The sequence below is a fragment of the Rhodoblastus sphagnicola genome, from assembly GCF_002937075.1.
Taxonomy (GTDB): domain Bacteria; phylum Pseudomonadota; class Alphaproteobacteria; order Rhizobiales; family Beijerinckiaceae; genus Rhodoblastus; species Rhodoblastus sphagnicola.
This window is the reverse complement of sequence record NZ_NHSJ01000116.1, coordinates 1-14,778: the sequence shown is the minus strand read 5'-3', so window position 1 is coordinate 14,778 and position 14,778 is coordinate 1. Positions and strand designations below refer to the sequence as shown.

Below are 14,778 nucleotides of genomic sequence, written 5' to 3'. Positions count from 1 at the left end.
ACTAGTCTCCGATGAATCTACGCACGGTTTCGAGGAACTTGACCACGGAAATCGGCTTGGACAGATAGGCTTCGCAGCCGCCTTGCAGGATCTTCTCCTCGTCGCCCTTCATGGCGAAGGCGGTGATGGCGACGACGGGAATGTGCGCCAGCGTCGGATCGTCCTTCAACCATTGCGTGACCTGAAGACCGGAGACTTCGGGCAACTGGATGTCCATCAGGATCAGGTTGGGGCGGTGCGTCCGCGCCAGAGACACCGCCTCGACCCCGTTCTTGGTCTGAAGCGTCGTATAGCCGTGCGCTTCCAACAAATCGTTGAAGAGCTTCATGTTCAGTTCGTTGTCTTCAACGATGAGGACTTTTTTAACCATGGGGTTCCGTTCGGACGCGCCCGAGCCTTGAGGATTCTCGCGATCAAGCTAACCAAGAGAAATTGACGAATTGAAAATGTGCGCAATTTCGCGCTAGGAAAATGGTTGGATTCACCCTTTCACTCAGGATTTTGTATCTTGGCTCCCGCCGTCCCGCCAAAATCGAGAATGAGCCTTGAACTTGCCGAAGATATGGCGGCCGAGGCGCTGGGATTCCTGGCCGACGATGACGAGCGCCTGTCGCGTTTCCTGGCTCTGTGCGGGCTCGATCCCGCGCATCTGCGCCAGGCCGCCGCCGAACCGGGCTTTTTGCCGGGCGTGATGGCCTATCTGGCCTCCGACGAGGCGCTGCTGCTGCAATTCGCCGCGCAAACCCAGCGTCGGCCCGAAGAGGTCGCGAGCGCCTGCGCGCTGCTGGCGGGGCCGCAAGAGTTCTAATTGAACGGTTGGCGCTCAGGCGACGGCGGAAAGCGCCGGCACAGCCAAATATGCGCGAAAAACTTTCGTCACCTGGACTTTTTTGCGCGCCGAACTGGCGAAATCCGCTGTTCCCGACTAAAAGAGCGCAAAAAACAGGCGCCCAAAGCCAATCGGCCCGAAACGCAATCAAATCGGAAAAACCCATGGTCAAGGTCATCTACATCAACGCGAAGGGCGAGAAGCGCGAACTGGAGGGCCAGCCGGGGCAAACAGCGATGGAGGTCGCGCGCAACGCCGGCGTGGACGAAATCTACGCCGAATGCGGCGGCGCCTGCGCCTGCGCCACCTGCCATGTCTATGTCGCGAAGGAATGGGCGGACAAACTGCCAAAGCCAGAGCCGATGGAGAGCGACATGCTCGATTTCGCGGTCGATCCGCGTCCGACCTCGCGCCTGTCCTGCCAGATCAAGCTGACGGAAGAGTTGGACGGGCTGGTGCTGGAGCTGCCGGTCTCGCAGGGGTAAGCACGAAAACGCGCGTCTCACCCTCGCGCTTCGAGGCGGGCCTCCGGCCGCTCGGCGCGAGGACTGGTTTGGTCTTGAATTCAGCAAATGAACTCATCACCCCGATAAGGCCCCGCAGGGGCCGTCTCGAAGGGCGAGCGGCGATCAACGCATCTCACCCCGCCGCCTTCTCCTTGTCGCGCTTCAACAAAAACGGCGCGACATCGGAAATGCCAGGCGCCTTTTCCGTGATGAAGGGCATCGGCCGGCACACCGCCATGGCCGACAGGCCGATGCGCGCGGTGAGCAGTCCGTTGAGCACGCCCTCGCCGAGCCGCGAGGAAATGCGCGAGGCGACGCCGTGGCCAACGATCTGCTGGAGCAGCGAATCGCCGAGGGCGATGGTTCCGGTCAGCGCGAGATGGGTGGCGACCGCCCGCGCCAGTCGGAAGACGCCGAGCAGGCCGGGCCGGCCGCCATAAATTTCCGCGATGCGGCGGATCAGGCGAATCGCCTGGGCGGCGACGAAGATCACGTCGATGATCGCGCGCGGCGCGAGCGCCGTCACCAGCGAAACGGCGCGCGCGGCCTTGGCGATCTCCTGGCGGGCGGAGGCGTCGAGACTGGGCATGATCGCCTTTTCGGCGATCTCGACCCGCAACGCCCCGTCGATGATCTCGCGTTTCAACTCCTTCAAACGCTTCAGCGCGGCCGCCGTTTCCGGCCTGTCCGCATAGAGCGACGCCAGTTCGGCGATCTTCTGCTTGGCCAGCGCGCCGTCGTCGGTCTCGTGCGCGACGGCCAGCGCCCGATGCAGCCGCGCGATGGCGCGTTGGCGGAACAGCACGGAAATCTCGCGCCCCACCAGCACGGCGATCGCGGCCAGCACCAGGCCGACGAGCGCGACGGAAATCCAGCCGAGCGCCATGCTTTTCGCAAACAGGTTTTCGATCAGCGAATCCAGCCACAGGCCGATTCCGATGGAAAACAGCGCGCCGAGCGCCGACACCAGCACGCCGCCCCAGGTCCAGCCGCGTCCGCGCCGCAGGAATCCCTTGCTTTGCGCTTCCTCGGTGGCGCGTTCCGACGGCTCGGGCGCGACGGGCGCCGCCGCCTTCACCGCCTCGGCCTCGGCTTCGTAATAATCGGGCTGCGCCACCATCTCGTCGTTGAGCTGGTCGAGGCGGAAGGCGCGCGGACGGGGTCTTTCGGGATGGGGGGTGTCGCCCTGGCTCATGGCATCCAATCTCCGAACAGGAACTGACAGGCGCGATCGAGGCGGATCTGCGCCGGCGGCGTGTCCAGCGGCGTTTGCGGCGGCCGGAACCGCAGGAAGCGCACGTCGGCCTCGTGTTCGGGCGTGGCCAGCGTGTCGCCGCGAAAGGCCTCGCGCGGGTCGTCGGGCAATTGGCCGGGGAAGACAGCGGCTTCGGTGTCGCCGTCGAACACATGGCCGTCGAGCGCCTCGCCCTTGATCGGCGTGCCGACAATGGCGTCGAGCGTGTCCTTGCCATATTTGATTTGCGCTTCGCGGGTGGCGCGCACGGCGGCGAGCGCGATCACGTCCACCTGCGCGCCAAAGCCCTCGGCGCGGGCGATGGAGCGCGCGGAGAGCTGGCGCAGGATCGCCTCCAGCCGGTCATGGCTGAGGTGATGCAGATGGTCGGCCTTGGTCGCGGCGATCAGGATCTTGTCGATGCGCGGCCGAAACAGCGTGTTGAACCAGGTGTTGTTGCCGGTGCGAAAGGCGCCGAGCACGTCATTGATGCCGCGCTGCAAGTCGCGCACCGCCTCCGCGCCGGAATTGAGCGCGGCCAGCGCGTCCACCAGCACGATCTGGCGGTCGAGCCGGGCGAAATGATGCTGGAAGAACGGTTTGACGACAAAGGTTTTGTAAGCCTCGTAGCGCCGCTCCATCATGGCCGCCAGCGACCCCGGCTCAATGACGAAACCTTCCGACAGCGGCAGCGGCGCGAAGGTCAGGGCGGGCGAGCCGTCGAGATCGCCGGGCATCAGGAAGCGGCCGGGCGGCAGGGTCGAGAGCGCGTAGGAATCGGTCCGCGACGCCCGCAGATAGGCGGTGAATTTTTCCGCCGCCTGACGGGCCTGCCCCTCGTCCTCCGGCGCCCCCGGAAGCAGCGTGGCGGCGAAGCCGCGCCAGTCCGAGGCGAGGGATGCGCGCGCGGCGCCGGCGCTGGCTTCAAAGGTTTCGCGCGACCACTCGGCGTAGGTTTTTTGCAGCAGCGGCAGGTCGAGCAGCCATTCGCCGGGATAATCGACAATGTCTATGGTCATGGAGGAGCCGCCGGCCATGAAACCCTCGCGGCGCTCGAATTCGAGCCGCAGCCGCAATTGTGAAATCTGGCGCGTCGATTGCGGCCAGTGGCGCTCCGGCCCGGCCAGGGCGGCGAGATGGTCCTCATAAGCGAAGCGCGGCACATTGTCGTCGGGCTGCGGCTCCAGCCGGCCACCGATGACGCGGCCCTCCTCGGCGACGCGAAAAGCGGGCAGCGCGTTCTTGCCGTTCTTTCCGAGCAGGGTGAGGTGGCGCGCGAGCGCGGTGATGAAGACGGTTTTTCCGGCGCGGGACAGGCCGGTGACGCCGAGGCGCAGGCCGCGTCCGCGGACGAGGTCCGACAGGTTGGCCGCGCCGTTGCGGGCTTCGGCGAGGAGAATATCGAGGATCGGCAAAAGAGTCTCCGGGCGGTCTAGGCTCAGATGGGCGCCCGCTGCGACTTATACAGCGTCAGGACAGAAAGGCGAGCAATTCGCCGCCGCTCCATGACAGTTCGCTCCATTGTGTCTTCACATCGAAGGCGGCGAGCGCCGCCGGAGGGAAAAAGCGGTTGAGCCGGTCAATGTCGCCCCTTTGGCCGCCGCCCGTGAAAAGCGCCGCGAATTCGGCGAAAGCAGGATTGTGGCCGACGGCCAGCACATGCTCGACCTCATCGGGCAGCGCGCGGAAAAACGCCATCAACTCGCCGCGCTCCGCCTGGAACAGCCCCGGCTCCAGCCGCACCTCCGGTCTGGCCCCGCTGGCCGCGAGAACCAGATCGAGCGTTTCACGGGCGCGAAGAGCGTCGGAGCACAGCGTCAAATCGATACGGTCGCCGCGCGCCGCGAGCGCGCCGCCGACGCGGGTCGCGGCCGCGCGCCCGGCCGGCGTGAGCGGTCGTTCGTGGTCGCGATATCTGCCGGACGGGACGGCTTCGGCGTGGCGGAGCAGGTAGAGGCGCATGGCCGGAGGATAGCATGAAACGCCGGTCCGTCACCTGACACGGCGTCGCGCCGCGGTCACCCGCTATGACGATCCAGGACGAGCATCTTCCGCAGCCCTATGCCGGCGGCTCCGGCCGAAGCTCCAGCAGATCGCCGGGCTGGCGGTCCAGTTCGGCGATCATCAGTTTTAAGACGACGGGCCTTTGCGCCATGCTGAAGAGCAGCGCCGCGAACGCCTTGGCGTCACGCTCGCGCAAAAAACTGACGAACATACCGGCCTGGCGATAGGTCAATTGCGCGCCGCCGCCGGAGACCAGCACCGCGAGGCCTTCGACATACCAACTGGGAAAGCCAAGCAAGCTGAAGGCGCCGATGTGGCAGATGAGATGCGCGTGCGACAGTTCGTGGGTGAGATAGGCGTCGATCTCTGCATAAAGCTCGGCGAAAAGGAGGATTTCTTAAAGGTTTACGACGGCGTCGATCCGCGTGATCCCGCCCTTTTCACGGAAAACACCTTCGATGAAGCCGTTCCACCTTGCGGAAAAATGGCGAAACGCGCTGTGTGAGGGCCAGCGCGCCCTTTCGCCGCAAAATCGCCGCGAAGTTTAGGCTTTTGCGCACTGCTCCGATGGGCTAACGCTCAGGGGCGAAGGGTGGAGAGCGCGAATGACGAAGGCTGTGTGTTTTGTTGCGGCGGCGCTGCTGTTTTCCGGAGCTGCGCGCGCCGAACAGCCATCCCCGGCCGTGACCGATTTCAGCCATGGCGTTGGAACCCACGCCATGCCGACTCCGCCCGAAAGCTCCACCGCCGCGCCAGCCGGCGTGACGCCTCCCGCCGCAGCGCCCGCCGCTTCCGCGCCGCCGCCGGCGCCGAAACAATCAGCGGAGGCGCTCGCCTGCGCCAACAGCGACGGCAAGGCCGCACCCCAACAGCGCGACGACGCCTGCTCCCTGCTGATCGATTCGCATAAATGGCAGGGCAAGGAGATCGCCTGGGCCTACGCCAACCGCTGCGCCGTCCGTGTCCGGCTCAAACAGGTTGACCGCGCCCTGGCCGATTGCTCCGAGGCGATCGACCAGGACCCCGACCAGACCATGGCCTATCAGTTGCGCGCCGAGATCCATCGCACGCGCGACGAGCGCGCCAAGGCGCTGGAGGATTTCGACAAGGCCATCGCGCTGGGCGCGAAGAACGCCGCCCTGTTCGCCGGTCGCGGTTTCGTGCGTCTGATCGACGGCGATGCGGCCAAGGCGCTGGAGGATTTCGATCGGGAGGTCGCGATCGCCGGCGGGGCCGCCGAGCCCTGGATGGATCGCGGCAGCGCGGAACTGGGCGTCGGCGACGACGCCAAGGCGGAACAGGATTTCGCCAAGGCCGCCGAACTTGACCCGAACAACGCGCAAGTCTGGCTCAACCGGGGCGTCGCCGCGCTTGGCGCGGGCGACAGCGTTCGCGCCAACGCATTTTTCGTCGAGGCGCTCAAGCGCGATCCGAACCAAACCTATGCGGCGCTGTGGCGCTTCATCGCGCGCGACGGCTCCCCCGAAGCCAAGGCGGAATTGCAGGCCTACGCCGACAAGGCCGGCAAGGACTGGCCTTTCGCGGTGACCCAGTTCTATCTCGGCCGCGCCGAGGCGGGGGAGATTTTCGGCGCGGCGAAGAGCGACGATCAGCAATGCGAAGCGCGCTATTATGTCGCGCATTTTCAGATCATGACGGGCGCCGCCCAGGACGCGGCGGTCGGCATCAAGCGCGCCGTGGACAGTTGCCCGAAAAACTTCATCGAATATTTCCGCGCTGTCGCCGATCAGAAAAAGCTCGACGCGGCCAAGTGATGGAAGCAGGGTCTGCCGTGAACCAAAAGCCCGCCGCCGCGGGGCGGGCTTTTTCTTGGTAATGTCTTCAGCCCGTCGCGCTCGAACGCTCGTGCGTTCTCGTCTTGCATCGGTTGCCCCTGCGAATACGACGCATTTCGCAAGAGAAGCTATGCCATAATTTGAGCTGATCAGCAGCCCGCGCGCGCAAGATTTCCCCGACCGCGCGGGCTACGGAATGACGCGCTCACAAGGTTTGCGAACGGATCGTTCGGAAACCTTATCACTCCACCGGCAGCGCCACGAAACGCGCCTGACCTTGGCCATTGGCGACCAGCAGCAGCGCCGTCTTCTTCTTGTCGGCCTTGAGCGCCTTCACCTGCGCCTCGACATCTTCCGGCCGGGTCACGGGCGTCCGGTTGATCTCGGTGACGATCTCGCCCGGCGTCAGCTTTTGCTCTGCGGCGGGGGTATCCGAATCGACCTTGACGATCAGCGCGCCGACCTTCACCCCGTCCTTGATCTGAAATTTTCCGCGCGCCGCCTCGTCAAGCGGCGCCAGTTCCAGGCCGAACATCTTGACGCTGGCTGTGGTGAGCGGCGGCGCCGGCTTCGGCTCCTCGGCCTTGGCGAGTTTGGCGTTGCGTTCGTCGAGTCGGCCGAGCGTGACCTTTCGCGCCACCTCCCTGCCCTCGCGCACCACCACGATCTCGACCTCCTTGCCGACGGGGGCCTGCGCCACGATCTTCGGCAATTCATGCGCGTCCGGCACCGGCTTGCCATCGAAGGCCACGATGACGTCGCCGGGCTTGAAGCCGGCCTTGGCGGACGGCCCTTTGTCGTCGAGGCCGGAAATCAGCGCGCCGCGCGGTTTTCCCAGCCCGAGGCTTTCGGCAATGCCGTCATCGACCTTCTGGATGCGCACGCCGAGCCAGCCGCGCCGGGTCTCGCCGAATTTCAGCAATTGCTCGATCACCGGCTGCGCGGTGGCGGCGGGCGTGGCGAAGCCGATGCCGATCGAGCCGCCGGTGGGCGAGAGGATGGCGGTGTTGATGCCGACGACCTCGCCGGCCATGTTGAACAGCGGCCCGCCGGAATTGCCCTTGTTGATGGCGGCGTCGGTCTGGATGAAACTGTCATAGGGGCCGCTGTCGATGTCGCGGTTTTTCGCCGAAATGATGCCCGCCGTCACCGAGCCTCCCAGAGCGAAGGGATTGCCGACCGCGATCACCCAATCGCCGACCCGCGCGTGATCGCTGTCGCCGAATTTCACCGCCGCCAAGGGTTTGGCCGGCTTGACGCGCAAGACGGCGACATCGACCTTGGCGTCCTTGCCGACCACTTCCGCCTTGAGTTTCGAGCCGTCGGTGAAGATCACCTCGATCTCGTTGGCGTCGGCGATGACATGGTTGTTGGTGATGACGATGCCGGCGGCGTCGATCACGAAGCCCGAGCCGAGCGAGGACGAGCGTTTTTGCCGGTTGTCGCCGTTCGGCCCGCGGTGGCGCTTAAGAAACTCCTCGAACTGGTCGTCGAGTTGCCCGCCCGGCGGCAGCTTTTCCGCCTTCTTTTCCTCGACCTGGGTGGCTGATATGTTCACCACCGCAGGCGTGACCTGATCGGCGAGATCGGCAAAAGTATCCGGCGCGCCGCGCGCGAAGGCCGGCGCGGCGAAAGCGAGCAGGCCGGCGAACGCGGCGGCGAACAATTTCATGACGACCTCACTTGTTGGGCTTGCCCGAGGCGGAATTGAAGAAGCGGAAGAAGTCGGCGCCCGGCGACAGCACGAATCGCGCGCCGCCCGTCTTCAGCGCGACCTCATAGGCCTGCATCGAGCGGTAGAAGGCGAAGAAATCCGCGTCCTGCCCGAAAGCGTCGGCGAAGATTTTTGCGCGTTCGGCGTCGCCGTCGCCGCGCAGGGTTTCGGCTTTTTGCCGCGCGTCGGCGACGATGACCGTCGCGTCGCGCTGGGCGCTGGCGGTGATCTGGGCCGATTCCTGCGCGCCGAGCGCGCGATATTCCGCCGCCTCGCGGCCGCGTTCGGCGCGCATGCGGTCAAACACCTTTTCCGAAATCTGGCGCGGCAGATCGACCCGGCGAATGCGCGCATCGACGATGGTGAGGCCGAACTTGTGCGCCTCCCCATCGACCTGCTCGCGGATTTTCGCCGTGAGCTGGACGCGCTGGTCGCGGACGATCTGGGTCTGGTCGGCGTCGCCGAGCACGCGGCGCACCGTCGAATTGAGCACGGAGGCGAGCTGGTTGCCGGCGCCGGCCACCGATCCGACGGTCTGATAGAACTTTAGCGCGTCGCTGATGCGGTAGCGGATGAAGGCGTCAACCTCCAGTCGTTGGTTGTCGGACGCCAGCACTTCCTGCTGCGGCGATTCCAGATCGAGAATGCGATTGTCGATGTAAACCACCGATTCGATCCACGGCCATTTGGCGTGCAGGCCCGGCGTGGTGACGAGACCCGCCGGTTCGCCGAAGCGCAGGATCAGCGCCTGCTGGGTCTGGCGCACCTCGAAAAACGTGGCGAAGGTCAGCAGCAACGCCAGCGCGACGACGAAGAGAAGGATACGGCGCATCATTGGCCTCCCGCCGGCTTGGCTTGCGAACCGCCCAGCAACGGATTCAGCGGCAGCACCGGCAAGGCGCCGGCGCGGTCCAGCAAAATCTTGTCGCCGGCGCCGAGCACGCGCTCCATGGTTTCAAGATAGAGGCGCTCGCGGGTGACATCCGGCGCCTTCTTGTATTCGCCAAAGATTTTGAGATAGCGCGCGGTCTGGCCGCGCGCCTCGGCGACCGTCTGCTCGCGATAGGCTTCGGCGGCGCGCTGGATCTGCGACGCCTCGCCGCGCGCCTGCGGCACGATCTTGTTGGCTTCGCCTTGCGCCTCGTTGACGAAGCGGCTGCGGTCCTGTTGCGCCGAGGTCACGTCGCGAAAGGCCGAGATCACCGTCGGCGGCGGATCGACCGACAGCAATTGCACCTGAAGCACGGTGACGCCGGAGTGGTAATTGTCCAGGATGGCCTGCATGGCGGCCTGCGCCGCCGGCTCGATCACCTTGCGCTCGGCGGTGAGCAGCGGCTGGATTTGCGTCCGGCCGACAATCTCGCGCATGGCGCTTTCCGCCACGGCCTTGATGGTCTCGCCCTGGTTCTTGATGTTGAAGGCGAAATCCTCGGGCCGAATCGGATCGATCTGCCAGATCACGCGGAATTTCACATCGGCGATGTTCTCGTCGCCGGTCAGCATCAGGCTTTCCTCGGGCGCCTCGCCGAGGCTGGACAGGCTGGGCACGCCGCGCGCGCCAATGTCGATGGAATTGCGGTCGGTGACGTTGAGCTTGACCACGTCGCCGACCGGCCCCGGCCAATTGTAGTTCAGGCCCGGCGCGGTCTTGCCGATATAGCGGCCGAACACGAGGTTGAGGCCGACCTGGTTGGGATCGATGGTGTAAAAGCCGCTGGCGAGCCAGAGCAGGGCCAGCACGCCCGCGACCATGGCGCCGACGCGCGGCGTCACGTCACCGGGGCCGAGCTTTTGCAGCCGCTCCTGCGCGCCGCGAATGAACCCTTCGATATCCTGTGGATTGGGACCGGAACCCCAGGGATTCTTGGGTTCCGAACCCCAGGGATTGTCGTTCTTGGGGGGGGCGCCCCACGGATTGCCGTCACCCGCGCCGTTATCGGGCTTACGGGAGCCATCGCCGCCTTGATTTTTCCAGGGCATGAAGTCCTCGATTGCGTTCAGCTCTATATAGCGCGCCGGGGCCATTGCGGAACAGGGCTGCGTTCATTCCGTCGGCGCGAGATAAAGTCGCCGCAACTCGGTCTTCAACACCTTGCCGGTGGCGCCATGGGGCAATTCCTCGGCGATCGCCACGCGGTCGGGCATGGCGTATTTCGCCACCCTGCCGGCGAACCAGGCGCGAATCGCCTCGGGGTCGGGCGTTTTTCCCGTGCGCGGCACGACGATCACCAGCGGACGCTCGCCCCATTTGTCGTCGGGAACGGCGATGGCCGCGGCTTCGGCGACATCGGGATGGCTGACGGCGATATTTTCCAGCTCGATCGAACTGATCCATTCGCCGCCGGATTTGATCAGATCCTTGCCGCGGTCGGTGAGTTTCAGATAACCGTTTGCGTCGATCACGCCGACATCGCCGGTCGGCAGCCAGCCGTCGCGCGACAGGATTTCGGACTCATGCCGGAAATAGCCGCTGGCGATCCAATGGCCGGCGCAGGAAACTTCGCCGGGGGTGCGGCCGTCCCAGGGAACCTCGCCATCGCCGCCGAGCACGCGCACATCCGCGCCAAACAGCGCGCGGCCCTGCTTGCAGGCGTGATCCAGCGCCACGGCGCCGCTCTGGTCGGCGGTCGCGGGTTTTGGCGCATTGAGCGTCACCACCGGGCTGGTCTCGGTCATGCCCCAGCCCTGGAAGGCGTGAACGCCCAGTTCGGCGAAACCTTCGACCAGGGCGCGGGGCAGAGCGGCGCCGCCCGACATCACCCGCTTCAGCGTGTCAAAGCGTTCGCCGGTCGCGCGCATGTGGGCGAGCAGGGCGTTCCAGACGGTGGGCACGCCGACGGCGACATCGGCGCGCTCCACGTTGATCAAGTGCAGCACGGCGACGGGATCGAGTTGGCGGCCCGGCATCAGCAGGGTGGCGCCGGTCATGGGCGCGGCATAGGGCAGACCCCAGGCGTTGACATGGAACATGGGCACGACCGGGAGAACGCGGCTTGTCGCGCGCAGACCGACCACATCGGGCAGCGCGACCGCGAAGGCGTGCAGCAGGCTGGAGCGATGCGAATAGAGCACGCCCTTGGGCCGCCCGGTGGTGCCGGACGTGTAGCACAGGCCGCTGGCGGTGTTTTCATCGAACACGGGCCAGTCCGGGGCGATGTTCGCCTGCGCGAGCAGGGTTTCATAGGCGTGCAGTCTCACGCCCGGCGGCGGCGGGCCGGGCTTGATCTCCGCTTCCTCGCCGAGAACGACGATGGCCCGAACAACGCCCGGCGCCTTGGCGGCGGCGCCCACGGCCAGGGGCAAAAAGCCGGGATCGACGAACAGCAGCCCATCCTCGGCATGGCCGAGAATATAGCCGATATCGTCCATCGACAGGCGCGGGTTGATGGTGTGGCACACCGCGCCCATGCCGGAAATGGCGTAATAGAGTTCGAGATGGCGGTCGCTGTTCATGGCGAGCGTGGCGACGCGGTCGCCGAATTTCACGCCGAGTTCGGCCAGAATGCCCATCAGTTTGCGGGCGCGAAGCTCGACCTCGGCATAAGTCGTGCGGACGAGGGCGCCATTCTCCCGCCGCGAAACCACTTCGCCGGCGCCATGATGGCGCGCGGCATGGACAATGATCGAAGAAATCAACAATTCGCGCCGCTGCATCAGGCCGAGCATGGCATTCCTCCCGCAATGGTCCTTTTCGGAGCCGTTGACGGCAATGATAAAGCCGTTCGCGCTTAACTTGAAGCGCGAACGGCTGAGGTTAACGACAATGCCTTTTTCAGCAGGGAAACCAAACAAATAGTCCTCACCCTGAGGAGCGCCGTCAGGCGCGTCTCGAAGGGCGGGAGCGGTCCACGACTCTGTCCGCGCAACCAAGCCCCTTGATTACTGTCCGGTTCGACTAAACGAGAATGGTTATGTTTTCCGGCTCGGTCGCAATCCACGCACGTCTAATTCATGGCGCTCTCATCCCCTGAGCCCTCCAAACCCCGCCCGAAATAGTCTGCCCTCTCCCCTCACCGCCTTTTCTTCCCCTTGTGCCGCCAAGGCCCCGGCGCGGGCGCGGCCCCTGTCGCCTTCGGCTTGCCTTCCCCGCCGCCGAAATTATGCGGCCCCATATCGGCGTCGGTCGGCTTGTGAATTTTTGAGGACGAAGCCCTCGGCGGCAGGTTCGCCGCCGCGCCATATTTGCTGTCGCCGCGAAAACCGCCTCCGCCGGCCTCCACGTCGCCCTGCCGCGCCAGCGGATCGTCGGCGACCGTCAGCTCCACCGCCCGCAACCTCTTGATCTCATCGCGCAGCCGCGCGGCGGTCTCGAAATCGAGATCGGCGGCGGCGGCGCGCATCTGCTTTTCCAGATCGGCCAGCGTCGCCTTGAAATTGTGCCCGAGCGCCGGCGCCGCCATGCCCGTATCCACGGTGACGTGGTCCTGCTCCGCCACCGAGCCGAGGATATCGGCGATGCCGCGCTTGATCGTCATGGGGGTGATGCCATGCTGCTCGTTCCAGGCGAGCTGTTTTTCGCGGCGCCGCTGGGTCTCGCCCATCGCCCGCTCCATCGAGCCGGTGATGCGATCGGCATAGAGGATCACCTTGCCGTCGACGTTGCGCGCAGCGCGGCCGATGGTCTGCACCAGCGACCGTTCGCTGCGCAAAAAACCTTCCTTGTCGGCGTCGAAAATCGCCACCAAAGCGCATTCCGGTATGTCCAGGCCTTCGCGTAAAAGGTTGATGCCGATCAGCACGTCGAAGGCGCCGAGGCGGAGGTCGCGGATGATTTCGATGCGCTCGATGGTGTCGATGTCGGAATGCATGTAGCGCACGCGCACGCCGGCCTCGTGCAAATATTCGGTGAGGTCTTCCGCCATTCGCTTGGTCAGCACAGTGACAAGGGTGCGATAGCCGCGCGCCGCCATGTCGCGGATTTCGCCCAAAACATCATCGACCTGGGTGCGGGCGCCGCGCACCTCCACCGGCGGATCGACCAGCCCGGTCGGCCGGATCACCTGCTCGACGAACACGCCTTGCGCGCGCGCCATCTCCCAGTCGCCCGGCGTGGCCGAGACATGGACCGATTGCGGCCGCATCGCGTCCCATTCCTCGAAGCGCAGCGGCCTGTTGTCCATGCAGGAGGGCAGACGAAAACCATACTCGGCCAGCGTCGCCTTTCTGCGAAAGTCGCCGCGATACATGCCGCCGATCTGCGGCACGGTGACATGGCTCTCGTCGGTGAAGACGAGCGCATTGTCGGGCAGGTATTCGAACAGGGTTGGCGGCGGCTCGCCCGGCTTGCGGCCGGTGAGATAGCGCGAATAATTCTCGATGCCGGCGCAGGAGCCGGTGGCGTTGAGCATTTCGATATCGAACAAAGTGCGCTGCTCCAGCCTTTGCGCCTCAAGAAAGCGGCCGGAGCCGTTCAGTTCGTCGAGCCGCTGGCGCAACTCGGATTTGATCGAATCCACCGCCTGCAACAGGGTTGGCCTTGGCGTAACGTAATGGGAGTTGGCGTAGAATTTGACTTGCTCCAGCTCATGCAGCTTCTTGCCGGTGAGCGGGTCGAATTCGGCCAGCGATTCGACCTCGTCGCCGAAAAAGGTGATGCGCCAGGCGCGGTCCTCATAGTGGGCGGGAAAAACTTCCACGGTATCCCCGCGCACGCGAAAAGTTCCGCGCGAAAAATCCGGCGTGCGCTTGTATTGCAGCGCGACGAGGTCTTGCAGCAATTGCCGCTGGTCCAGCTTTTCCCCGACGACGATGGAGAAGGTCATGGCGGTATAGGTCTCGACCGAGCCGATACCGTAGATGCAGGAGACGGAAGCGACGATGATGACGTCGTCGCGTTCGATCAGGGCGCGGGTGGCGGCGTGGCGCATCCGGTCGATCTGCTCGTTGATCGAGGATTCTTTTTCGATGTAGGTGTCGCTGCGCGGCACATAGGCTTCGGGCTGGTAGTAGTCGTAATAGGAGACGAAATACTCCACCGCATTGTTGGGAAAGAAGCTCTTGAACTCGCCGTAAAGCTGCGCGGCGAGGGTCTTGTTGGGCGCGAGAATCAGCGCCGGGCGCTGGGTCCGGGCGATCACCTGCGCCATTGTAAAAGTCTTGCCGGAGCCGGTGACGCCGAGCAGGACCTGATCGCGCTCGTTCTGTTCGAGGCCGGCGACCAGTTCGTCGATGGCGCGGGGCTGGTCGCCCTGCGGCGTATATTCCGAGACCAGATCGAAGCGCACCCCGCCCTCGGACTTTTCCGGCCGCTCCGGGCGATGGGGAACCCAGGGTTTGGCTTCCCGCAGATTGGGGTCGCCCTTTTCCAGCAGGTCGGCGAGCACGTCCGCCGTCGCGCCGGAGCCGGTGGTGAAATTTTCGCGCGCGGGTTGGAGGCGGCGGGGTTTCTCGCGCACCATTTTCGGTTCCTGCCCCAGGCCGATGCGGGCGGCCTCCTCGGCGTCGAGCGATTCCCCGAGAAAGGGCGCGGCGGCTTCCGCCATGCCGGGCGGGACCAAAGCCGGATTGAGCAGCGCCGCGAGATGTTCGTCGAGCGGTTGCACGTCGGGCTTCGACGCCTTGCCGCTGCGATAGGAGGGTTTTTTCGCCATGACGCCAATATGGCGGCGCAGGGCCGCAATGGGAAGGGTTTTGCGGGGAGGAAAGCCGGGGTTGGTCCCCTCTCCCCGCTTGCGGGGAGAGGGGACCAACCCCGG

Annotated in this window: 14 protein-coding genes; 4 read left to right on the top strand and 10 right to left on the bottom strand. The window is 65.2% G+C overall.

Annotated features, from left to right (window positions below; all coding sequences use genetic code 11):
* Position 1: 1 nt before the first annotated feature.
* On the bottom strand, positions 2–370 hold the full coding sequence (locus CCR94_RS18725; protein ID WP_104509348.1) for a response regulator: 369 nt from the start codon (positions 368–370) through the stop codon (positions 2–4).
* Positions 371–538: 168 nt separating this feature from the next.
* Between CCR94_RS18725 and CCR94_RS18720 the strand changes: the two genes are divergently transcribed.
* A complete protein-coding gene (locus tag CCR94_RS18720; protein WP_104509347.1) occupies positions 539–808 on the top strand; it encodes a DUF3572 domain-containing protein in 270 nt (89 codons plus the stop codon).
* A 185-nt stretch (positions 809–993) separates the two neighbouring features.
* A complete protein-coding gene (locus CCR94_RS18715) occupies positions 994–1,314 on the top strand; it encodes a 2Fe-2S iron-sulfur cluster-binding protein (RefSeq protein WP_104509346.1) in 321 nt (106 codons plus the stop codon).
* A gap of 154 nt (positions 1,315–1,468) precedes the next feature.
* On the opposite strand, the gene CCR94_RS18710 is transcribed toward CCR94_RS18715, so the two are convergent.
* From CCR94_RS18710 to CCR94_RS18695, 4 genes are all read right to left on the bottom strand, one after another.
* On the bottom strand, positions 1,469–2,530 hold the full coding sequence (locus tag CCR94_RS18710) for a YcjF family protein (RefSeq protein WP_104509345.1): 1,062 nt from the start codon (positions 2,528–2,530) through the stop codon (positions 1,469–1,471).
* Positions 2,527–3,984 carry a YcjX family GTP-binding protein gene (locus CCR94_RS18705; RefSeq protein ID WP_104509344.1) on the bottom strand — a complete coding sequence of 486 codons (1,458 nt, stop codon included), beginning with the start codon at positions 3,982–3,984 and terminating at the stop codon, positions 2,527–2,529. The genes CCR94_RS18710 and CCR94_RS18705 overlap by 4 nt, the downstream gene beginning before the upstream one ends.
* Before the next feature lie 55 nt (positions 3,985–4,039).
* The gene (locus CCR94_RS18700; RefSeq protein ID WP_104509343.1) at positions 4,040–4,531 is read right to left on the bottom strand and encodes a SixA phosphatase family protein; all 492 of its coding nucleotides are present in this window, start codon (positions 4,529–4,531) and stop codon (positions 4,040–4,042) included.
* Between the two features lie 97 nt (positions 4,532–4,628).
* Entirely contained in the window at positions 4,629–4,871 is a 243-nt protein-coding gene (locus CCR94_RS18695) for a hypothetical protein (protein ID WP_104509342.1), read from the bottom strand.
* A 33-nt stretch (positions 4,872–4,904) separates the two neighbouring features.
* On the opposite strand from CCR94_RS18695, the gene CCR94_RS25220 reads away from it, so the two are divergent.
* Both CCR94_RS25220 and CCR94_RS18685 read left to right on the top strand, forming a co-directional pair.
* Complete coding sequence (locus CCR94_RS25220) at positions 4,905–5,078, top strand: hypothetical protein (RefSeq protein WP_158254830.1); 174 nt, start codon at positions 4,905–4,907, stop codon at positions 5,076–5,078.
* A gap of 100 nt (positions 5,079–5,178) precedes the next feature.
* Positions 5,179–6,348, top strand: a complete 1,170-nt coding sequence (locus tag CCR94_RS18685) for a tetratricopeptide repeat protein (RefSeq protein WP_104509340.1) — start codon at positions 5,179–5,181, stop codon at positions 6,346–6,348.
* Positions 6,349–6,610: 262 nt separating this feature from the next.
* On the opposite strand, the gene CCR94_RS18680 is transcribed toward CCR94_RS18685, so the two are convergent.
* The 5 genes from CCR94_RS18680 to uvrB all read right to left on the bottom strand — a co-directional run bounded on the left by CCR94_RS18680 (position 6,611) and on the right by uvrB (position 14,673).
* A complete protein-coding gene (locus CCR94_RS18680; protein ID WP_104509339.1) occupies positions 6,611–8,041 on the bottom strand; it encodes a Do family serine endopeptidase in 1,431 nt (476 codons plus the stop codon).
* 7 nt (positions 8,042–8,048) lie between these two features.
* On the bottom strand, positions 8,049–8,915 hold the full coding sequence (hflC, locus tag CCR94_RS18675) for a protease modulator HflC (RefSeq protein ID WP_104509338.1): 867 nt from the start codon (positions 8,913–8,915) through the stop codon (positions 8,049–8,051).
* Positions 8,915–10,063 (bottom strand): FtsH protease activity modulator HflK, encoded by a 1,149-nt coding sequence (gene hflK / locus CCR94_RS18670; RefSeq protein ID WP_104509371.1) that lies wholly within the window; start codon positions 10,061–10,063, stop codon positions 8,915–8,917. Before hflK ends, hflC begins: the two co-directional genes overlap by 1 nt.
* Positions 10,064–10,126: 63 nt before the next feature.
* The gene (locus CCR94_RS18665; protein WP_104509337.1) at positions 10,127–11,749 is read right to left on the bottom strand and encodes a long-chain fatty acid--CoA ligase; all 1,623 of its coding nucleotides are present in this window, start codon (positions 11,747–11,749) and stop codon (positions 10,127–10,129) included.
* A 344-nt stretch (positions 11,750–12,093) separates the two neighbouring features.
* Complete coding sequence (gene uvrB, locus CCR94_RS18660; RefSeq protein ID WP_104509336.1) at positions 12,094–14,673, bottom strand: excinuclease ABC subunit UvrB; 2,580 nt, start codon at positions 14,671–14,673, stop codon at positions 12,094–12,096.
* Positions 14,674–14,778: the final 105 nt, after the last annotated feature.

Excerpts from the sequence above, each read along its gene's own strand:
- uvrB (WP_104509336.1), bottom strand. The coding sequence starts at position 14,673 with ATGGCGAAAAAACCCTCCTATCGCAGCGGCAAGGCGTCGAAGCCCGAC.
- CCR94_RS18725 (WP_104509348.1), bottom strand. The coding sequence starts at position 370 with ATGGTTAAAAAAGTCCTCATCGTTGAAGACAACGAACTGAACATGAAG.
- CCR94_RS18700 (WP_104509343.1), bottom strand. The coding sequence starts at position 4,531 with ATGCGCCTCTACCTGCTCCGCCACGCCGAAGCCGTCCCGTCCGGCAGA.
- CCR94_RS18720 (WP_104509347.1), top strand. The coding sequence starts at position 539 with ATGAGCCTTGAACTTGCCGAAGATATGGCGGCCGAGGCGCTGGGATTC.
- hflC (WP_104509338.1), bottom strand. The coding sequence starts at position 8,915 with ATGCGCCGTATCCTTCTCTTCGTCGTCGCGCTGGCGTTGCTGCTGACC.
- CCR94_RS18665 (WP_104509337.1), bottom strand. The coding sequence starts at position 11,749 with ATGCTCGGCCTGATGCAGCGGCGCGAATTGTTGATTTCTTCGATCATT.
- CCR94_RS18710 (WP_104509345.1), bottom strand. The coding sequence starts at position 2,530 with ATGAGCCAGGGCGACACCCCCCATCCCGAAAGACCCCGTCCGCGCGCC.
- hflK (WP_104509371.1), bottom strand. The coding sequence starts at position 10,063 with ATGCCCTGGAAAAATCAAGGCGGCGATGGCTCCCGTAAGCCCGATAAC.
- CCR94_RS18715 (WP_104509346.1), top strand. The coding sequence starts at position 994 with ATGGTCAAGGTCATCTACATCAACGCGAAGGGCGAGAAGCGCGAACTG.
- CCR94_RS18685 (WP_104509340.1), top strand. The coding sequence starts at position 5,179 with ATGACGAAGGCTGTGTGTTTTGTTGCGGCGGCGCTGCTGTTTTCCGGA.
- CCR94_RS18680 (WP_104509339.1), bottom strand. The coding sequence starts at position 8,041 with ATGAAATTGTTCGCCGCCGCGTTCGCCGGCCTGCTCGCTTTCGCCGCG.